Annotated in this window: 15 protein-coding genes and 1 pseudogene; 9 read left to right on the forward strand and 7 right to left on the reverse strand. The window is 58.4% G+C overall.

The window, feature by feature from the left end; translation table 11 throughout:
* Positions 1-22: 22 nt before the first annotated feature.
* Positions 23-862, reverse strand: coding sequence for a type II secretion system protein GspC (gene gspC / locus MKleb_RS04900; protein WP_143440002.1), 840 nt, complete (start codon positions 860-862; stop codon positions 23-25).
* Positions 863-1214: 352 nt separating this feature from the next.
* Here gspC and pulA point away from each other — a divergent pair, with 352 nt between their 5' ends.
* Both pulA and gspB read left to right on the forward strand, forming a co-directional pair.
* Entirely contained in the window at positions 1215-4487 is a 3273-nt protein-coding gene (gene pulA / locus MKleb_RS04905; RefSeq protein ID WP_217076505.1) for a pullulanase-type alpha-1,6-glucosidase, read from the forward strand.
* Between the two features lie 71 nt (positions 4488-4558).
* The gene (gene gspB / locus MKleb_RS04910; protein WP_025107372.1) at positions 4559-5083 is read left to right on the forward strand and encodes a type II secretion system assembly factor GspB; all 525 of its coding nucleotides are present in this window, start codon (positions 4559-4561) and stop codon (positions 5081-5083) included.
* Between the two features lie 28 nt (positions 5084-5111).
* On the opposite strand, the gene pulS is transcribed toward gspB, so the two are convergent.
* A complete protein-coding gene (gene pulS / locus MKleb_RS04915; protein WP_025107373.1) occupies positions 5112-5489 on the reverse strand; it encodes a GspS family T2SS pilot lipoprotein variant PulS in 378 nt (125 codons plus the stop codon).
* Between the two features lie 572 nt (positions 5490-6061).
* Here pulS and mrcB point away from each other — a divergent pair.
* From mrcB to fhuB, 5 genes are all read left to right on the forward strand, one after another.
* Complete coding sequence (gene mrcB / locus MKleb_RS04920; protein WP_025107374.1) at positions 6062-8617, forward strand: bifunctional glycosyl transferase/transpeptidase; 2556 nt, start codon at positions 6062-6064, stop codon at positions 8615-8617.
* Between the two features lie 274 nt (positions 8618-8891).
* On the forward strand, positions 8892-11096 hold the full coding sequence (gene fhuA / locus MKleb_RS04925; RefSeq protein ID WP_033836993.1) for a ferrichrome porin FhuA: 2205 nt from the start codon (positions 8892-8894) through the stop codon (positions 11094-11096).
* A 45-nt stretch (positions 11097-11141) separates the two neighbouring features.
* Positions 11142-11939: a Fe3+-hydroxamate ABC transporter ATP-binding protein FhuC gene (gene fhuC / locus MKleb_RS04930; RefSeq protein WP_004098728.1), complete on the forward strand. Its 798-nt coding sequence runs from the start codon at positions 11142-11144 to the stop codon at positions 11937-11939.
* Positions 11939-12829 carry a Fe(3+)-hydroxamate ABC transporter substrate-binding protein FhuD gene (fhuD, locus tag MKleb_RS04935; protein WP_217076507.1) on the forward strand — a complete coding sequence of 297 codons (891 nt, stop codon included), beginning with the start codon at positions 11939-11941 and terminating at the stop codon, positions 12827-12829. The genes fhuC and fhuD overlap by 1 nt, the downstream gene beginning before the upstream one ends.
* Positions 12826-14808, forward strand: a complete 1983-nt coding sequence (fhuB, locus tag MKleb_RS04940; protein WP_025107377.1) for a Fe(3+)-hydroxamate ABC transporter permease FhuB — start codon at positions 12826-12828, stop codon at positions 14806-14808. The genes fhuD and fhuB overlap by 4 nt, the downstream gene beginning before the upstream one ends.
* 114 nt (positions 14809-14922) lie before the next feature.
* On the opposite strand, the pseudogene MKleb_RS30285 reads toward fhuB, so the two are convergent.
* Positions 14923-15081, reverse strand: a pseudogene (locus tag MKleb_RS30285) (Rpn family recombination-promoting nuclease/putative transposase); the annotation flags it as partial.
* A gap of 270 nt (positions 15082-15351) precedes the next feature.
* Positions 15352-16632 (reverse strand): glutamate-1-semialdehyde 2,1-aminomutase, encoded by a 1281-nt coding sequence (hemL, locus tag MKleb_RS04950; RefSeq protein WP_025107379.1) that lies wholly within the window; start codon positions 16630-16632, stop codon positions 15352-15354.
* A gap of 180 nt (positions 16633-16812) precedes the next feature.
* Here hemL and clcA point away from each other — a divergent pair, with 180 nt between their 5' ends.
* Both clcA and erpA read left to right on the forward strand, forming a co-directional pair.
* Complete coding sequence (gene clcA / locus MKleb_RS04955; RefSeq protein ID WP_032694441.1) at positions 16813-18231, forward strand: H(+)/Cl(-) exchange transporter ClcA; 1419 nt, start codon at positions 16813-16815, stop codon at positions 18229-18231.
* An 81-nt stretch (positions 18232-18312) separates the two neighbouring features.
* On the forward strand, positions 18313-18657 hold the full coding sequence (gene erpA, locus MKleb_RS04960; RefSeq protein WP_004098733.1) for an iron-sulfur cluster insertion protein ErpA: 345 nt from the start codon (positions 18313-18315) through the stop codon (positions 18655-18657).
* Between the two features lie 99 nt (positions 18658-18756).
* Here the strand turns inward: erpA and MKleb_RS04965 are convergent, their stop codons facing one another.
* The 3 genes from MKleb_RS04965 to mtnN all read right to left on the reverse strand — a co-directional run bounded on the left by MKleb_RS04965 (position 18757) and on the right by mtnN (position 21055).
* Entirely contained in the window at positions 18757-19380 is a 624-nt protein-coding gene (locus MKleb_RS04965; protein ID WP_009654554.1) for a TRIC cation channel family protein, read from the reverse strand.
* Between the two features lie 183 nt (positions 19381-19563).
* Entirely contained in the window at positions 19564-20364 is an 801-nt protein-coding gene (gene btuF / locus MKleb_RS04970; RefSeq protein WP_025107381.1) for a vitamin B12 ABC transporter substrate-binding protein BtuF, read from the reverse strand.
* Positions 20357-21055: a 5'-methylthioadenosine/S-adenosylhomocysteine nucleosidase gene (gene mtnN / locus MKleb_RS04975; RefSeq protein ID WP_025107382.1), complete on the reverse strand. Its 699-nt coding sequence runs from the start codon at positions 21053-21055 to the stop codon at positions 20357-20359. The genes btuF and mtnN overlap by 8 nt, the downstream gene beginning before the upstream one ends.
* Positions 21056-21087 lie beyond the last annotated feature (32 nt).

Raw genomic sequence — 21087 nt, forward strand, 5'->3', positions numbered from 1 at the left:
GAATGACGTTGGCGATGATCAATTATTCATCCCTCAGGGCTAGATAAATATCTTGTTTCTGGCCGTCGCGTTCAACGGTAAGAGTTATTTCAGTTAATTCCGGTAGCTGGGCTAATGCCTGGCGGGACTGTTCTTTATCGCGAAGATCCAGGCCGTTCAGGGCTATCGCCAGATCGTTTTCCTTGAGACCCGCCTGGCGAAATAGCGCCGGGTCTTTGCCCGAATTCAGACGATATCCGCTGAGCTTGTCGTTAACCATGACCGGCGAAATATTGAGGTAATGAAGAATATTTTGCGGCTGCGCGCGGAGCTCCTGCGCCAATTGGCGGGCTGGCGGCGCGGCGCTATTTTTGCCGGCGGCAGGCGGGTCGTTAAACAGCGGGATAGCCTCATTTCTGCCGCGGTAATTAACAATCAGGCGGTCGGGGAAAATAGCGACGATTTTCGCCTCTCCGCCCGGCGTGCTATCGCCAATCCCGAGGCTAACCTGTTGATTCCCTTTCATCATGATGGCAATGGCGCGAGAGGGATCGGTGCTGGCGAGCAGGCCGGTAACGCGCAGTTTGAGCGCCGATACGGGCGCCTGGTCGAGGTTGCCGCCGTGCGCGGAGGCGGAGGTTTTCTCCGCAAGGCCAAACAGCGTAAAGCGCGGCAGCGCCGTTTCCGGGGAGGGGGTTGCGGGCGCCGTCATATCGGCAGGGCTCAATGCGTTATCCGTAAAGTTTACCGGGAGAATTATTTTCCAGGTTAATTGGGCGAGCTGCTGGCAGATAAAAAATAATATGATGGATGTCACAATATGAGGCGCGTAATTAATTATTTTTTTATTTGATATTGTTAATCTCATCACGGAATTATGCATTTTTATTCCTTTGCTCATTCTATTTCCCTCAGCAAAAGGTACCGCCCTACCGATATTGGTGGGGCTTTTTTTATTGTGAGCGTGCTTATTGCGGGAATCTGCGTAGGTCGCTGCGAATCATAAAGAGTTTGGCTATTGCGGTCGTCATTCCCTTTTTATTTTTTCTCCTCCGGCCGCCTACGCCCCCACGTAATGAGCGAATGGATGATTGAACCGGAGAGAGCAAGAATATCTAATTATCGGCGCTTTAAAGATATGCTCGTTATTTTTTTATGGTGCTTAAGTGCGCCAGGAATAGTTTCGCGTATATAACACTTCATATAATTTAATCAGCATGTATAGGGACTATCGAATGCTCAGATATACCCGTAATGCCCTGGTTCTGGGATCGCTGGTTTTACTTAGCGGCTGCGATAACGGATCCTCTTCTTCTTCCTCTGGAAATCCCGACACTCCTGGTAATCAGGATGTGGTTGTACGTTTACCTGACGTTGCCGTACCCGGCGAAGCGGCCACGGCGACAGAAAAGCAGGCGGTCATTCACCTGGTGGATATCGCCGGCATCACCAGCAGTAGCGCTGCGGACTACAGCAGTAAAAACCTCTACTTATGGAACAACGAAACCTGCGACGCGCTGAGCGCGCCGGTAGCGGACTGGAATGACGTCAGCACCACGCCGAGCGGCAGCGATAAATATGGCCCGTACTGGGTGATCCCGCTCAACAAAGAGAGCGGCTGTATTAACGTTATCGTTCGCGACGGCACCGATAAGCTGATCGATAGCGACCTGCGGGTGTCGTTTGGCGACTTTACCGATCGTACGGTATCGGTGATCGCCGGCAACAGCGCGGTCTATGACTCCCGCGCCGACGCCTTCCGCGCCGCTTTTGGCGTCGCGCTGGCCGAAGCCCACTGGGTCGATAAAAATACGCTGCTGTGGCCGGGGGGGCAGGATAAGCCCCTCGTGCGCCTCTACTACAGCCACAGCAGTAAAGTGGCGGCCGACGGCGAAGGCAAATTTACCGACCGCTATCTGAAACTGACGCCGACTACCGTCAGCCAGCAGGTCAGCATGCGCTTCCCGCACCTTTCCAGCTATGCGGCCTTTAAGCTGCCGGACAACGCCAACGTTGACGAGCTGCTGCAGGGAGAAACGGTCGCCATTGCCGCCGCAGAGGACGGGATCCTGATTTCCGCCACCCAGGTACAGACGGCGGGCGTGCTGGATGATACCTATGCCGAAGCGGCGGAAGCCCTGAGCTACGGCGCGCAGCTGGCCGACGGCGGCGTCACCTTCCGCGTCTGGGCGCCGACCGCTCAGCAGGTGGATGTGGTGGTCTACAGCGCGGACAAAAAAGTGATTGGCAGCCATCCGATGACCCGCGACAGCGCTTCCGGCGCATGGTCGTGGCAGGGCGGTAGCGATCTGAAAGGCGCGTTCTACCGCTATGCGATGACGGTTTATCACCCGCAGTCGCGCAAGGTTGAACAGTACGAAGTCACCGATCCGTATGCGCATAGCCTGTCGACCAACTCGGAGTACAGCCAGGTGGTCGATCTCAACGACAGCGCCCTGAAGCCTGACGGCTGGGACAGCCTGACGATGCCGCATGCCCAGAAGACAAAAGCGGATTTAGCGAAGATGACGATTCATGAATCGCATATTCGCGATCTCTCCGCCTGGGACCAGACCGTTCCGGCCGAACTGCGCGGTAAATACCTTGCGCTGACCGCCGGCGACAGCAATATGGTGCAGCATCTGAAGAAGCTCTCCGCTTCAGGCGTCACGCACGTTGAACTGCTGCCGGTCTTCGATCTGGCGACGGTGAACGAGTTCAGCGACAAAGTCGCCGATATTCAGCAGCCGTTCAGCCGCCTGTGCGAAGTGAACAGCGCGGTGAAAAGCAGCGAGTTCGCCGGATACTGCGACAGCGGCTCCACCGTGGAAGAGGTGCTGAATCAGCTTAAGCAGAGCGATAGCCAGGATAATCCGCAGGTGCAGGCGCTGAATACGCTGGTGGCGCAGACCGACTCCTACAACTGGGGCTACGATCCGTTCCACTACACGGTTCCGGAAGGCTCCTACGCGACCGATCCGGAAGGCACGACGCGCATCAAAGAGTTCCGCACCATGATTCAGGCGATCAAGCAGGATCTGGAGATGAACGTCATTATGGACGTGGTATACAACCACACCAACGCCGCGGGCCCGACCGACCGCACGTCGGTGCTGGATAAGATCGTACCCTGGTACTATCAGCGTCTGAATGAAATTACCGGCAGCGTTGAATCCGCCACCTGCTGTTCCGACTCTGCGCCGGAGCATCGGATGTTCGCCAAGCTGATCGCCGACTCGCTGGCGGTGTGGACCACGGACTATAAAATCGATGGCTTCCGCTTCGATCTGATGGGCTATCACCCGAAAGCGCAAATTCTCTCGGCGTGGGAGCGCATTAAGGCCCTGAACCCGGATATCTACTTCTTCGGCGAAGGCTGGGACTCGAACCAGAGCGACCGCTTTGAAATCGCCTCGCAGATCAACCTGAAAGGTACCGGCATCGGCACGTTCTCCGATCGCCTGCGCGACTCCGTGCGCGGCGGCGGCCCGTTCGATTCCGGCGATGCGCTGCGTCAGAACCAGGGCGTCGGCAGCGGCGCGGGCGTGTTGCCAAACGAACTCGCCAGCCTGAGCGATGACCAGGTGCGTCATCTGGCCGATCTGACCCGTCTGGGCATGGCCGGTAACCTCGCTGACTTTGTGATGATCGACAAAGACGGTGCGGTGAAGAAAGGCAGCGAAATTGACTATAACGGCGCGCCTGGCGGCTATGCCGCAGACCCGACGGAAGTCGTCAACTATGTTTCGAAGCACGACAACCAGACGCTGTGGGACATGATCAGCTATAAAGCGTCCCAGGAAGCCGACCTGGCGACCCGCGTTCGCATGCAGGCCGTTTCGCTGGCGACGGTGATGCTTGGGCAGGGGATCGCTTTCGACCAGCAGGGTTCTGAACTGCTGCGCTCGAAATCCTTTACCCGCGACTCCTACGACTCCGGCGACTGGTTCAACCGCGTGGATTATTCCCTGCAGGATAACAACTACAACGTTGGGATGCCGCCCATTAGCGATGACGGCAGCAACTATGACGTGATTACTCGCGTCAAAGAGATGGTTGCCACTCCGGGCGAAGCGGAGCTGAAGCAGATGACCGCATTCTACCAGGAGCTGACCGAGATGCGTAAATCCTCCCCGCTGTTCACCTTAGGCGACGGCAGCGCGGTGATGAAGCGCGTTGATTTCCGTAATACCGGTTCAGACCAGCAGGCCGGTCTGCTGGTTATGACCGTGGATGACGGAGTGAAAGCGGGCGCCAGCCTGGATAGCCGTCTTGACGGCCTGGTGGTGGTGATTAACGCCGCGCCGGAAAGCCGTACGCTGAATGAGTTTGCCGGTGAAACGCTGCAGCTGAGCGCGATCCAGCAGGCGGCGGGCGAAAATTCGCTGGCAAACGGCGTGCAGATTGCCGCTGACGGCACGGTCACGCTGCCGGCATGGTCGGTGGCGGTGCTGGAAATGCCGCAGGGCGATGCCCAGGGCGCCGGGCTGCCGGTCAGCAGCAAGTAAGACCTGAACCTCCCGGCCCGCGGCGTCATAACCACGGGCCGGGATGGCGTGTCTTGATTAAGGAGAAGCCCGTGCTTGTTCGTCAGCAAGAGCCGTACCCGCAGTCCGCGCCCCCGGCGGTAGTTGGAAAAATGGTGCAGATCCCCTATGTGACCGTACCGCTGTACGCCGCGCTGCTGATTGCGCTCGGCTGGTTCGGCGGCGAGCAGTGGCGGAATAAGCCCGAGCCGCAGCCGATGAGGCAGCCGGTAGCGCATGCGGCGTTAGTGCCGCTGAATCAACCGGCGGTCAAAACTGCCGTGACGGCGGTTAAAGCCAAGCCAGAAATGAAGGCTGAACCAGAAATAGCGATCGATGAAGATACTCTGCCGCCTCTGCGCTATAGCGCGCACGTCTACGCCTCGCTGGCGGAGAAACGCAGCATTGTATTAAACGGCCAGTCCTGGAAGGAGGGCGACTCGCCGTTGCCGAACCTGGTTATTGAGCAGATTCAGCAGGATCTCACCGTATTTAGCTTCAACGGTAAAACGTTTACCCTCGCGGCGCTGGATGACTGGCCGGGCGGGGCGATTGAGGAGAGTCCGCAGGCTGAATAAAATAGTGCGAGCGGAATAAAAATAAGCGCTATTTATTGCCGCGCAGGCTATCAATAAATGGCGCCAGCTGGCGATTAAACTGGCTGCATTTTGTGGCTTCCGGGGTACTGTCCTGCTGGAGCTGTTGATATAGCTGCGTGCTGCGCTGGCTTAGCAGATTATCGTCAATATTCGCCCATCCGCGTTTTTTACCCACGTTTATTGCCGCACGATTAATCGCTTCATCGGCGGGCAGATCGCTGCGGTTGCATTTATTCTTCAGATAGCGCGCCCCGGCGGCGACGGAGGCGAGCTGCTCAAGCTGGGCCTGACCGCTCACGGCAGGACTGAGGGTTGTCGAACGATTTTGCTGACAGCCTGAGAGCAGGGCGACCGCCATAAGCGGGAATAGAATAAAGTTGCGCATAATATATTAATCGGAAAAATTAATTGGCTGACAGTTTAACAAATATTTGTCCGCAGTCATCAGAAAATCTGCCAAATTATCAATGTTAAGCGGCTCGCTTTTTTATCATTGTCGTCTTTTAAATTTCTTTTTCTTTCACCTGCATGATTTTTCTTTTACGGCGGAAATATTCTTTCCCGCCGGCGCCGTTCCGGTTTCTTTGGGCGGCCTGCGGATCGATACGGGCGCACATTTTTATGTTGTTAAAAAACATAATAATTTCCCTTTCGTTATTCGATGGGGATGTAAAATGCTGGTTAAGAATGTCGCGGTTTAGTGCTATCCTGTATCGCCTGGACAATCCGTTCCGTGTCCCGAATTATTCTGATGATGAAACGTGTAACAAGATGATTTGTATGGTGAATTTTTAAAGTGAAAATCATACGAGCGACATGATAACGCGTCGCGCAGTACATAAATGGTCGCCTGAAGGCCAAAATATTCGGGCGTCAATTTGAGAGATTTCTTCTTTCCCCCATTCGGGGAAACATTGAGAATCAGGCCTTTACGCCTGTAAGTTGCGGAGAAAAAGCATGGCGGGAGATGACCGCGAGCCGATCGGACGTAAGGGGAGACCCTCGCGCCCGGCAAAACAAAAGGTAACTCGCCGTCGGGTCCGGGAAGAGGACTACGACGACGATTACGATGATGATGACTATGAGGATGAAAAACCGATGCCGCGGAAAGGAAAAGGCAAAGGCGGTAAACCCCCTCGTCGTAAACGCGCCTGGCTATGGCTGCTGATTAAGATTGGGGTTGTCTGCGCGGTGTTGATTGCCGCCTATGGCGTCTACCTCGATCAGAAAATCCGCAGCCGCATCGACGGTAAAGTCTGGGATCTGCCCGCGGCGGTTTATGGCCGGATGGTCAACCTTGAGCCGGATATGCAGATCAGCAAAAACGAAATGGTGCGCCTGCTCAACGCCACGCAGTATCGCCAGGTGAGCGCGATGACGCGCCCGGGCGAATACACGGTACAGGCCAACAGTATCGAGATGATCCGCCGTCCGTTCGATTTCCCGGACAGTAAAGAAGGGCAGGTGCGCGCGCGTCTGACCTTTAATGGCGATCGTCTGGACACTATCGAGAATATGGATAACAACCGCCAGTTCGGTTTCTTCCGTCTCGATCCGCGCCTGATCACTATGCTGCAATCGGCCAACGGCGAACAGCGTCTGTTTGTTAAGCGCAACGGCTTCCCGGATCTGCTGGTCGATACCCTGCTGGCGACGGAAGATCGTCATTTCTACGAACACGACGGCATCAGCCTCTACTCGATTGGCCGCGCGGTGCTGGCGAACCTGACCGCCGGGCGTACGGTGCAGGGCGCGAGTACGCTGACCCAGCAGCTGGTGAAGAACCTGTTCCTCTCCAGCGAACGTTCGTACTGGCGCAAGATTAATGAAGCCTATATGGCGCTGATCGTCGATGCCCGCTACAGCAAGGATCGTATCCTTGAGCTGTATATGAACGAGGTGTACCTCGGTCAGAGCGGCGATAACGAGATCCGCGGCTTCCCGCTGGCGAGCCTCTATTACTTTGGTCGTCCGGTGGAAGAGCTGAGCCTCGATCAGCAGGCGCTGCTGGTGGGGATGGTAAAAGGCGCGTCGGTCTACAACCCGTGGCGTAACCCGAAGCTGGCGCTGGAGCGACGCAACCTCGTGCTGCGTCTGCTGCAGCAGCAGCAGGTTATCGATCAGGAACTGTATGACATGCTGAGCGCGCGTCCGCTGGGCGTACAGCCGCGCGGTGGAGTTATCTCTCCGCAGCCGGCGTTTATGCAGATGGTACGCCAGGAGCTGCAGGCGAAACTGGGCGACAAAGTGAAAGATCTCTCCGGCGTGAAGATCTTTACCACCTTCGACTCGGTCGCGCAGGACGCGGCGGAAAAAGCGGCGACGGAAGGTATTCCGGCGCTGAAGAAACAGCGTAAGCTGCCGGATCTGGAAACCGCGATGGTGGTGGTCGACCGCTTCACCGGCGAGGTGCGGGCGATGGTCGGCGGCGCGGAGCCGCAGTTTGCCGGCTATAACCGCGCGATGCAGGCGCGCCGTTCAATTGGTTCACTGGCAAAACCGGCGACCTATCTGACCGCGCTAAGCCAGCCGAACCAGTATCGTCTCAATACCTGGATTGCCGATGCGCCTATCTCGATTCGCCTGTCTAATGGCCAGACGTGGTCGCCGCAGAACGACGATCGTCGCTACAGCGATAGCGGTAAAGTGATGCTGGTTGACGCGCTGACGCGTTCAATGAACGTGCCGACGGTGAACCTTGGGATGGCGCTGGGTCTGCCGGCGGTGGTCGATACCTGGACTAAGCTGGGCGCGCCGAAGAATCAGCTGAACGCCGTGCCGTCTATGCTGCTGGGGGCGCTGAACCTGACGCCGATTGAAGTGGCGCAGGCGTTCCAGACCATTGCCAGCGGGGGTAACCGCGCACCGCTGTCCGCGCTGCGTTCCGTTATCGCTGAAGATGGTACCGTGCTCTATCAGAGCTATCCGCAGGCGGAACGCGCGGTGCCGGCGCAGGCGGCGTATATGACGCTATGGACCATGCAGCAGGTGGTGCAGCGCGGTACCGGTCGCCAGCTGGGCGCGAAGTATCCGGGCCTGCATCTGGCGGGTAAAACCGGGACCACCAACAACAACGTTGATACCTGGTTTGCCGGTATTGACGGCGGTCAGGTGACCATTACCTGGGTGGGTCGCGATAATAACCAGCCGACCAAGCTGTACGGCGCCAGCGGCGCGATGTCAATTTATCAGCGCTACCTGGCTAACCAGACGCCGACGCCGCTGGTGCTGACTCCGCCTGAAGACGTGGTGGATATGGGCGTCGATGGCAGCGGTAACTTTGTCTGCAGCGGCGGCATGCGCTCGCTGCCGGTATGGACGACCACGCCGGACGCGCTGTGCCGCCAGGGCGAACAGATCCAACAGCAGCAGCTTGAGCAGCAGCAGGCGAATAACCCGTTCAATCAGTCCGGGCAGCAGCCGCAGCAGCAAAATCAGCAGCAGCAACCGCCGAAGCAGGAGAAGAGCGATGGCGTAGCGGGCTGGATTAAGGATATGTTCGGCAGCAATTAACCCGCCGCTGCATCCTGTAAACCGGCGCTGTGTCGGTGGAATGGAGGCGGAAATATAGGCCCTCTACTACCCCGGTAGTAGGGGGCCTTTTTATCTCTGTCATTTAATTAACAGCCGTTTAACCCCACACTTACCGTCTGGTTATTTATTCATCCTTTGATCGCTCACAGGGGGCATATTTCTTGCCTTGCCGCGCGCGTTTCGCCTATTATGTCACCCGTTATAATAATAATTCTCGTTTACGTTATCATTCACTTCTATTAGAGATATACCCATGGCGCGTCTTAAAACTGCTCAGCCAAATCACTCGCTGCGTAAAATCGCAGTTGTAGTAGCCACGGCGGTTAGCGGCATGTCTGTTTATGCACAGGCGGCAGTTGAACCGAAAGAAGAAACCATTACCGTCACCGCCGCTCCGGCCCCGCAGGAGAGCGCCTGGGGACCGGCAGCGACCATCGCGGCGAAACATTCGGCTACCGCAACAAAAACCGATACCCCCATCGAAAAAACGCCGCAGTCTATTTCCGTGGTGACCCGTCAGGAAATGGAGATGAAGCAGCCGACGACGGTGAAAGAAGCGCTGGCCTATACGCCGGGCGTATTCTCGACTCGCGGCAGCTCAACCACCTATGATGTGGTGACGATTCGTGGTTTCACCACGTCGACAACGGTGAATACCAACCAGTATCTGGATGGGATGAAGCTGCAGGGTAATAACTATTCCGAAGTATCGATGGACCCTTATTTCCTCGAACGTGTTGAGGTGATGCGCGGGCCAACGTCGGTGCTGTACGGCAACAGCAACCCTGGCGGTATCGTCAGCATGGTCAGCAAGCGTCCGACCACTGAGCCGCTGAAAGAAATCCAGTTTAAAATGGGCACCGATAATCTGTGGCAGACGGGATTTGATTTCAGCGACGCCATTGATGATGACGGCGTGTGGTCATATCGTCTGACCGGTTTGGGCCGCAGCCAGGACGCCCAGCAGCAAATGGCGAAGTCTACCCGTTACGCGGTCGCCCCCTCCTTTAGCTGGCGTCCGGATGACAAAACGGACTTCACTTTCCTGAGTAATTTCCAGAGCGATCCGTATGCCGGATATTACGGCTGGCTGCCGCGTGAAGGGACGGTGGTGCCGTATTACGACGCCAACGGTAAGGCGCATAAGCTGCCGACGGACTTTAACGAAGGCGAGGCGGATAATAAGATGTCCCGCCGTCAGCAGATGGTGGGCTACAGCTTCTCGCATCAGTTTGATGATACTTTCACCGTACGTCAGAACCTGCGTTATGCCAACGTCCATACCCTCTATCGTTCGGTCTACGGCAACGGATATACGCCGACAGGCAAAATCAACCGTGCGTATGTTCGCTCCGATGAGAACCTTAATACGTTTACCGTTGATACTCAGCTGCAGTCTGATTTCGCTACCGGCGCGGTAGGGCACACTCTGTTAACCGGCGTGGATTATTCGCGCATGCGCAATGATGTGACCGCCGATTACGGGACGGCTTCCTCGCTTGACATGCAGAATCCGCAGTACGGCAATGCAAACGTTAGCGTTAACTTCCCCTATTCAGTGCTGAACCGTATGGAGCAGACCGGTCTCTATGCTCAGGATCAGATGGCGTGGGATAAGTGGGTGATGACGCTGGGGGGCCGCTACGACTATGCGATGGCTTCAACCCTGACGCGCCCTGCGAATACCCTCGCCAAAAATCACGATCAGCAGTTCACCTGGCGCGGCGGTATTAACTATCTGTTTGATAATGGTATCTCGCCATACTTCAGCTACAGCCAGTCTTTTGAGCCGGTTTCCGGATCGTCGCGGGATGGTAAACCCTTCGATGCTTCCCACGGCGAACAGTATGAAGCCGGGGTGAAGTACGTACCGAAGGATATGCCGGTCGTGCTGACCGCCGCGGTATATCAGCTGACCAAAGATAAAAACCTGACGGCGGATCCGAACAACGCCTCGTTCAGCATCCAGACGGGCGAAATCCGCTCTCGCGGGATTGAGCTGGAGGCGAAGGCGGCGGTTAACGCCAACGTCAACGTGACGGCTTCCTATACCTATACCGACGCCCAATACCAGCATGACACCACCTTTAACGGCAAGCGTCCGGCGGAAGTGCCGCGCAACATGGCGTCGCTGTGGGCCGACTACACCTTCCACGAAACCGCGCTGAGCGGCCTGACGGTGGGCGCCGGGGCGCGCTATGTCGGTTCAACGGTAAGCTATTACAAAAACGATACTTCGACGGGGAAAAAAGATGACGCCTTCAACGTCGCGGGCTACGCGTTAATGGATGCCACCGTGAAATATGATTTAGCGCGCTTTGGTCTGCCGGGTTCGTCGATCGGGGTCAACGTCAACAACCTGTTCGATCGCGAATACGTTTCCAGCTGCTATAGCGAGTACGCATGCTACTGGGGCGCTGAGCGCCAGGTTGTGGCGACCGCGACTTTCCGTTTCTAACCACTTAACGGGCGCGGTTCGCCGCGCCTCTGACCAGGTTCCGTTATGCAGGAAATCACTCCGCACTCCGATACGACGTTTTCACTGGACCGCGTGACCTTCCGCGTGCCCGGCAGAACGCTGCTGCATCCTCTGTCGTTAACCTTCCCGGCGGGAAAAGTCACGGGCCTGATTGGCCATAACGGCTCCGGCAAATCGACGCTGCTGAAAATGCTTGGCCGCCATCAGGCGCCCTCGGACGGGGAGGTTTTGCTCGACGGTCAGCCGCTCGACAGCTGGGGCAGTAAAGCCTTTGCCCGCAAAGTGGCTTATCTGCCGCAGCAGCTGCCGCCGGCGGAAGGCATGACGGTGCGTGAGCTGGTGGCGATCGGCCGCTACCCGTGGCACGGAGCGCTGGGGCGTTTTGGCGCGGCGGATCGGGAGAAAGTGGAAGAGGCGATTGCGCTGGTCGGGCTAAAACCGCTGGCCCACCGGCTGGTGGACAGCCTCTCCGGCGGTGAACGCCAGCGCGCGTGGATTGCCATGCTGGTGGCTCAGGATAGCCGCTGCCTGCTGCTCGATGAGCCGACCTCGGCGCTGGATATCGCCCACCAGGTGGATGTGCTGGCGCTGGTCCATCGCCTCAGCCAGCAGCGCGGGCTGACGGTGATCGCCGTACTGCATGATATCAATATGGCGGCGCGCTACTGCGACTATCTGGTTGCGCTGCGCGGCGGTGAGATGATCGCTCAGGGAACGCCCGCGGAGCTGATGCGCAGCGAAACCCTGGAACAAATTTACGGCATCCCGATGGGGATCCTGCCGCATCCGGCTGGCGCAGCGCCGGTAAGTTTTGTCTATTGATGGAAAACCTCACATTTATCACGCGGCGGCGCCTGCTGACCGCAATGGCGCTGTCTCCGCTGCTGTGGCAGATGCGCGGCGCGCGGGCGGCGGAAGTGGATCCGCAGCGTATTGTCGCGCTCGAATGGCTGCCGGTAGAGCTGCTGCTGGCGCTGGGCGTTACGCCCTACGGCGTTGCCGATATCCCTAACTACCGGCTGTGGGTCAATGAACCGGCGCTGCCTGATTCGGTGATTGACGTCGGGCTGCGTACCGAGCCCAATCTGGAGCTGCTGACGCAGATGAAGCCGTCGTTTCTGGTCTGGTCGGCGGGATACGGCCCGTCGGCGGAAAAGCTGGCGCGTATAGCGCCCGGACGAGGATTCACCTTCAGCGACGGCAAGCGCCCGCTGATGATGGCTCAGCAGTCGCTTGGCGAAATGGCTGATCTGATCGGCAGGCAGCGGGAAGCGAAGCGCCATCTGGCGGAATTTGACGCGCTGATGGAGAGCCTGCGACCGCGCTTTGCCCGCCGCGGCGATCGTCCGCTGCTGATGATTACTCTGCTTGATAGCCGTCACGTGCTGGTTTTTGCGCAAAACAGCCTGTTCCAGGAGGTGCTCGACCGCTTTGCCATCAAAAATGCCTGGCAGGGCGAAACCACCTTCTGGGGCAGCGTCACCGTCGGTATTGACCGGCTGGCGGCCTACAGAGACGCCGACGTTATCTGCTTCGACCACGGCAATGCGGGGGAGATGGCGCAGCTTATGGCGACGCCGCTGTGGCGAGCGATGCCGTTTGTTCGCGCAGGGCGTTTTCAGCGCGTCCCGGCGGTGTGGTTCTATGGCGCGACGCTATCGGCGATGCATTTTGCCCGCGTGCTGGCCGACGCTCAGGGAGGCCCGGCATGAGATCGCGAATTTCGCCTTTGGCGACACCACTGCTGTTGACGCTCCTTCTCGTCGCTGCTGCGCTGACGCTGTTCAACCTCAACGTGGCGCTGCCGCGAGGCGAATGGGGGCAGGCGCTTTGGCAGCCGAATATCGATAATATCGCTCAGATGCTGTTCCACTACAGCCTGCTGCCGCGGCTGGCGATATCGCTGCTGGTCGGCGCCGGGCTGGGGCTGGTGGGCGTGCTGTTCCAGCAGGTACTACGTAACCCGCTGGCGGAGCCGACGACGCTCGGCGTGGCGACCGGGGCGCAGCTGGGCATGACGGTCACCACGCTGTGGGCGATCCCTGGCGTGCTGGCGTCGCAGTTCGCCGCGCTGGCCGGGGCGTGCATTGTCGGCGCGCTGGTGTTTGGCGTGTCGTGGGGCAAACGCCTCTCGCCGGTGACGTTGATTCTGGCAGGGCTGGTGGTGAGCCTGTACTGCGGCGCGCTTAATCAACTAATGGCTATTTTCCATCACGATCGGCTGCAAAGTATGTTCCTGTGGAGTACCGGTACCCTGACGCAGACCGACTGGAGCGTGGTGCAGCGGCTGTGGCCGCAGCTGCTGGGCGGAGCGATTTTAACGCTACTGCTGCTGCGTCCGCTGACCCTGATGGGGCTGGACGACGGCGTGGCGCGCAACCTCGGACTGGCGCTCTCGCTGGCGCGGCTGGGGGCGTTGACCCTGGCGATTATCATTAGCGCCCTGTTGGTGAATGCGGTGGGGATTATTGGCTTTATCGGCCTGTTCGCGCCGCTGCTGGCGAAGATGTTGGGCGCGCGTCGCCTGCTCTCGCGCCTGCTGCTGGCGGCCCTGATTGGCGCGCTGCTGCTGTGGCTCTCCGATCAGGTTATCCTCTGGCTGGCCCGGGTGTGGATGGAGATCTCCACCGGTTCGGTGACCGCGCTGATTGGCGCGCCGCTGCTGCTATGGCTGCTGCCGCGCCTGCGCAGCATTAGCGCGCCGGTGATGAACGGTGGCGATAGCGTGCTGGCTGAACGGCAACATGTGCTGTGGTTCGCGCTGGGCGGGCTGGCGATTCTGCTGCTGGCCATCGTCGCGGCGCTGGCTTTCGGCCGCGACGCGCAGGGCTGGCACTGGGCCAGCGGTACGCTACTGGATGAGCTAATGCCCTGGCGCTGGCCGCGCATTCTGGCGGCGCTGTTCGCTGGCGTGATGCTGGCGGTGGCGGGCTGCATTATCCAGCGCTTAACCGGTAATCCGATGGCCAGTCCGGAAGTGCTCGGGATCAGCTCGGGCGCGGCGTTTGGCGTGGTGGTGATGCTGTTCTTCGTGCCGGGAAATGCCTTTGGCTGGCTGCTGCCGGCCGGTAGCCTCGGCGCGGCGGCGACGCTGCTGGTCATTCTGATTGCCGCCGGACGCGGCGGGTTCTCGCCGCATCGCATGCTGCTGGCGGGGATGGCGCTGAGCACGGCGTTTACCATGCTGCTGATGATGCTGCAGGCCAGCGGCGATCCGCGAATGGCGCAGATCCTGACGTGGATTTCCGGCTCAACCTACAGCGCCACGCCGGAGCTCGTGATGCGCAGCGGCGCGGTGATGCTTATTCTGCTGGCGCTGACGCCGCTTTGCCGACGCTGGTTGACGATTCTGCCGCTGGGCGGCGAGGCGGCGAGGGCGGTCGGGATGGCGCTGACGCCGTCACGTATCGGGCTGCTGCTGCTGGCGGCATGTCTGACCGCGGCCGCAACCCTAACGATTGGCCCGCTCAGCTTCGTGGGGTTAATGGCGCCGCATATTGCGCGTATGATGGGATTCCGGCGTACGATGCCGCATATGGCGATCTCCGGCCTGATTGGCGGAGTGCTGCTGGTGTTCGCCGACTGGTGCGGCCGGATGCTGATGTTCCCGTACCAAATCCCGGCAGGATTGCTGTCGACGTTTATCGGCGCGCCGTACTTTATCTATCTGTTGAGAAAGCAGAGCCGGTAGCGTTTCACCATCGCGATGCCCGGCGGGCGTCGCGATGTTATCCCCTTTTTTGCCCGGATTCAGTTGGGACTAACTGCGGAATTCTGCAACTGCTCTAATTCGTTTTCCGTCACGACCGCGCTGCCCCATATAGCTAAAAAACACTTTTAGCTGCTCGGCGGTAGTGTATCCCGCGTTAAGCAGAATCCCCAATTGCTCGAGCAGCAACATGAGATCCCGCTGGCGAATATGCTTTTGCAGGAGCTCCAGGATCGCAATACGCCGGTGCTGCATATCGATATGGGCCAGTAGCTGTTTAAAAATGGCGTCATGCGGTGTAGGGGACGATTGTGTTGTCATTCTGAGCAATCCTTGCGGCTGAGTTTCCGCTGAGAATCTGCTTTTGCCTGCCCATTGTCTGCCGACGATTTTGGGTTCTACGAGGCGGGATGATGACAATCTTTCGAGGCGATCGCGTTTGCATCTTGTTATGCGTGGGCCGACGCAAAATGATGCTTTTAAACAAGATGCGTATTGCCGGGGCAGGGGGCCCCGGCGTTGAGGTTACAGCTTCGCGAAGGCGTTACGCGCGGCGGCGACGGTGTTGTCGATATCTTCTTCGCTATGGGCGATGGACATAAAGCCCGCTTCAAACGCCGACGGCGCCAGGTAGACGCCCTCTTCCAGCATCAGGTGGAAGAAGCGTTTAAACCGCTCGACATCGCATTTGACCACGTCCTGGTAGCAGGTCACGGTTGGCGCGTCGGTAAAGAAAATGCCGAACATGCCGCCGACGTTATTCACCACCAGCGGAATACCGGCATCGCGCGCGGCGTCCAGCAGACCCTGGGCCAGCTGGTTAGTGAGCTCGGTTAGCGTCTCGTGCACGCCGGGCTGCGCCACTTCGGTCAGGCAAGCGAAACCTGCCGCCATCGCGATGGGGTTGCCGGAGAGGGTGCCTGCCTGGTAAACCGGGCCGGTCGGCGCCAGGGCATCCATCACCTCACGACGACCGCCGAATGCGCCAACCGGCATACCGCCGCCGATGATTTTGCCAAGGCAGGTCAGATCCGGCACAACGCCGTAGTAATCCTGCGCGCCGGCCAGCGCCACGCGGAAGCCGGTCATGACTTCATCAATAATCAGCAGCGCGCCGAACTCGTCGCACAGCGCGCGCAGGCCCGGCAGAAACTCCGGCTGCGGCGGGATGCAGTTCATATTACCGGCTACCGGCTCAACGATGATGCAGGCGATATCCTGCGGATACTGTTCGAACGCGGCGCGAACCGATGACAGATCGTTATAGGTGCAGGTCAGGGTGTGTTTGGCGAAGTCCGCCGGCACGCCCGGCGAGTTCGGCTGGCCGAGCGTCAGCGCGCCTGAGCCGGCTTTTACCAGCAGGCAGTCGGCGTGGCCGTGGTAGCAGCCTTCGAACTTGATAATTTTATCACGGCCGGTGAAGCCGCGGGCCAGGCGAATGGCGCTCATGGTGGCTTCGGTACCGGAGTTCACCATGCGGACCATATCCATGGTCGGGACCAGCTCGGTGACCAGCGCCGCCATTTTAACTTCCATCTCCGTCGGCGCGCCAAAGCTCAGGCCGCGTTCGGCGGCTTCAATGACCGCGTTGCGGATGGCCGGATGGTTATGACCCAGCACCATTGGGCCCCAGGAGCCGACATAATCGATATACGCTTTACCATCAACGTCGTAAAGGTAAGCGCCGTCGGCGCGCTCGATAAACAGCGGCGTACCGCCGACGCCGGTGAACGCACGTACCGGAGAGTTCACGCCGCCGGGAATAAGTTCACGCGCAGCGTTATACAGATTTTCAGATTTGCTCATTGCCAGGGTCCTGGTTCGTGAAAAATGTTTTGTCGACTATTCTAAGTTATTCCAGGAAGGTTATGAAAGTTTTGCCCAATTGAAACAATGGGGTCACGGCGCATTTTTTTGACGACGGAGCCTGTCCGGTTGGCTAGAATGACCTTCTTTCTATTTGTATTACTTATTATTGATAATGGCATGAAAGCAGAAAACCCCTCTTCTTCAGCACATCAGTTCGTACGCGTTCGCCGCAGCGATGCCGTGCGTCGGTTGATTCAGCGTGATAAAACGCCGCTGGCGGTGTTATTAATGGCGGCCGTTGTCGGCACGCTGGCGGGGCTGATCGGCGTCGCGTTTGAAAAAAGCGTCAACTGGGTGCAGAACCTGCGCATAGGCGCGCTGGTAGAGGTGGCGGACCACTGGTTTCTGGTCTGGCCGCTGGCCTTTATCCTCTCCGCTTTGCTGGCGATGGTGGGCTATTTTCTCGTCCGTCGTTTTGCGCCGGAAGCGGGCGGATCCGGGATCCCGGAAATTGAAGGCGCGCTGGAGGAGCTGCGTCCCGTTCGCTGGTGGCGCGTACTGCCGGTGAAGTTTATCGGCGGCATGGGGACGCTGGGTGCGGGCATGGTGCTGGGGCGCGAAGGGCCGATGGTGCAGCTTGGGGGCAATCTTGGGCGCATGGTGGTGGACGTTTTTCGCATGCGCAGTCCGGAAGCGCGCCATACGCTGCTGGCGACCGGCGCCGCGGCGGGGCTCTCCGCCGCCTTTAACGCGCCGCTGGCCGGGATTCTGTTTATTATTGAAGAGATGCGCCCGCAGTTTCGCTACAACCTGATCTCCATTAAAGCCGTGTTTACCGGCGTCATTATGGCCACCATCGTCTTCCGTATCTTCAACGGCGATAAAGCGGTTATCGAGGTCGGTAAGCTCAGCAATGCGCCGGTCAACACCCTGTGGCTGTATTTGATCCTCGGGATGATTTTTGGCTGTGTTGGCCCGCTGTTTAATACGCTGGTGCTGCGCACCCAGGATATGTTCCAGCGGCTCCACGGCGGCAACATTAAAAAATGGGTGCTGATTGGCGGCCTGATCGGCGGAAGCTGCGGCGTGCTGGGTCTGATTCAGCCGGCGGCGTCCGGCGGCGGGTTTAACCTGATTCCCATCGCCGCGGCGGGCAATTTTTCCGTCGGCCTGCTGCTGTTTATTTTTATCGCGCGGGTGATTACCACGCTGCTTTGCTTCTCTTCCGGCGCGCCCGGCGGTATCTTTGCGCCGATGCTGGCGCTGGGGACGCTGCTGGGCACGGCGTTTGGCATGGCGGCGACGCCGCTGTTTCCGGCCTATCATCTGGATGCCGGCACCTTTGCCATCGCCGGGATGGGGGCGCTGCTCGCCGCCTCGGTTCGCGCGCCGTTGACCGGCATCGTGCTGGTGCTGGAGATGACCGATAACTATCAGCTCATTTTGCCAATGATTATTACCTGTCTCGGCGCAACACTATTGGCACAATTCCTCGGCGGTAAGCCTTTATACTCGACTATTCTGCAGCGCACCCTGGCAAAACAAAAGGCGGAACAGGAAGCAAAGGCGCAGCCGGTCGGCGGGGAGAATACTTGAACGATTTACTCGGGTATTGGATAATGGCTCAAAAGGTCGGGTTATTCTTTAACCGGTCAGAAGTATCAATGGGAGCATAAAATGAGTGATGACGTAGCGTTGCCGCTGGAGTTTACCGAAGCCGCGGCGATTAAAGTAAAAGACCTGATTGCGGATGAAGACAATCCGAACCTGAAACTGCGCGTGTACATCACCGGTGGTGGCTGCAGCGGTTTCCAGTACGGCTTTACCTTCGACGATCAGGTTAACGAAGGCGATATGACTATCGAGAAGCAGGGCGTCGGCCTGGTGGTTGACCCAATGAGCCTGCAGTATCTGGTCGGCGGCGCCGTCGATTATACCGAAGGTCTGGAAGGCTCGCGTTTTATCGTGACCAACCCGAATGCGAAAAGCACCTGCGGCTGCGGCTCCTCGTTCAGCGTCTAAAGATAGTGCGTCCGGGAGCCTCTTCTCCCCAGTCCTCTCATATAGCGAGAGGGAGCAAACGCTAAAAACGGTAACGTTAAGGTTACCGTTTTGCTTTTATTACCGTCCATTCTCATCAAGCGCGAACGTTGGCAGCTTCAGGTGCCAGCGGATGGCCGCCAGCCTGATGACCAGCGTGACCACCATACCTATCATCGCCGCGTTTTCTAACGGAACCTGAAAGGTGTAGTACGCCGTCGCATGCACGATGCCGCCAACGATGCAGGCCGTCGCGTAGATTTCCGTACGCAGAATCATCGGGATTTCACGCGCCAGCACGTCGCGGATGATCCCCCCGCCGACGCCGGTGACGACCCCCATGCAGACGGCCACCAGCGGTCCGCTATGGGCAAGAAAGGCTTTGTTGACGCCAATACCGACAAATACCGCCAGACCAACGGCGTCCAGCACCGGCAGCACCCATTTGGGTAACCGGCGCGGCTGGCGTACCAGCAGGATAGTGAACATACTGGTGACCATCGCCACCACCAGATCGGTAGGGTCTTTAACCCAAAATACCGGGCCGTTAGCAAGGGCCATATCGCGAATGGTGCCACCGCCCACCGCGGTCACCACGCCTAATACCAGCACGCCGAAAGGGTCCATGCGCAGCTTTCCAGCCAGCAGAACGCCGGAGATGGCAAACACGGCGGTGCCAATGATATCCAGCCAATAGACAAGCATCGTCAGTTCCCACTTAGAGTCTATCCCATTAGGCTTTTTTATTTGCCAGTCTGGCCCCGGGCAGTGCTCACAGCCCCCACGTACCACATGTACGCTCCGGGTGTTCCGCGCCGCCCGTGTCCAAACTGGCTGCAACAATTGCGCCTGGTGGGATAGCCTTTTAGCACCTGGGTTAGCAGGTGATTATTTTATCTGCTCGAGCGCAGTACAGAGTTGTTTTGCGGCGAGAATAATACGTGGGCTCGCGCGTTCAAACCAGTCGCCATGTAGCGCAATAAAAGAAATTTTTAGCTGATTCTGCCAATAGCGCTCAACGGCGGGAAGTTGACTGGCGTCGCCGGCGATGACAATGGCCTGCGGCTGCCTTGCCAGTACCTGTTCACGGCTCACCTGCGGCCAGGGAACCCGGCTGGCGGCAAAAATGTTTTCTCCTCCGCACAGCGTCAGAACCTGATCCTGAATCGAGCCTTTGCTGGTGGTAAAGAGAGGGTTGGCGCCGAACTGTAAAAAAACGCGTTTTTTCGGCCCGCTCGCGTAGCGGGTTTTTAAGGCCTGGTACGCGTCCTGCATTTTCTGCGCCGCCTGCCGCGCCTTTTCCGGCTGCGGGCTCCACTGCGCCAGCTGGCGAAGCGTTGCGATAATCTCTTCGATGGTCGATGTTTCGACCCAGATGACTTTTATCCCGAGCGAGCTTAGCTGATTCACCTGGCGTTCAGCGTTACCGCCGCGCCACGCCAGCACCAGGTCGGGCTTAAGGGCGACGATGCGTTCCAGATTCATCCCCTGCCAGCTGGAGACCTGCTCTATCTTTGCGGCTTCCGGGGGATAATCGGAATAGCTGCTGACGCCAACCGGCGTAATACCGGCGGCAAACGCCAGTTCAGTATTGGCGGGAGAGAGCGTAATCACCCGCGGCGCGGCGAAAAGCCACGCCGGGGCAAGTAGCATCAGGACGGCAAGCGCCGCGTTGAGCGACTTAGCCACGAGCCAGGTGCTGCACCAGGTTTTCCACCATCAGGGTGGATTGCTTCGCGGCAACGGCGAGAAACTCGTCGAAGCTCAGATGCGACTGTTGGTCGGCAACATCGGAGATCGCGCGAACGACAACAAACGGTACGCCATAGTTGTGGCAGACGTGCGCGATGGCGGTGGCTTCCATTTCTACCGCGACGGCCTGCGGGAAGTTGTGGCGGATTTTGGCGAGATCAATGGAACCGTTGATGAATGCATCGCCGCTGACAATGAGTCCGCGAACCGCATTAAGATTCAGCGCGCTGATGCAGGTCTCTGCCGCGGCAATCAGCTTATCATCGGCTTTGAAACCGGCAGGGCAGCCCGGCAGCTGGCCATACTCATAGCCAAACGCGGTGACGTCCGCGTCGTGATAGCGCGTTTCGTCGGAGACGACGATATCGCCAACCTTCAGGGTCGACGCGAGGCCGCCCGCAGAACCGGTGTTAATAATCACATCCGGCTTGCAGTGCTCCATCAGCAGAGTGGCGCCCATGGCGGCGGCGACTTTGCCAATGCCCGATTTCAACAAAGCGACATCAACGCCCTGCAGCTGGCCGGTGTAGATTTCGCTGCCGCCGATAGTGATGGTCTGGCGGTTGTCGATTTTGTCGCGCAGAAGGGTAACTTCTTCTTCCATTGCGCCAATAATACCGATTTTCATAGATTTACTCGCGATGTGTGGGTTTTAGCGGC

It is taken from the genome of Klebsiella sp. PL-2018 (assembly GCF_019048985.1).
Lineage (GTDB): Bacteria > Pseudomonadota > Gammaproteobacteria > Enterobacterales > Enterobacteriaceae > Klebsiella > Klebsiella michiganensis.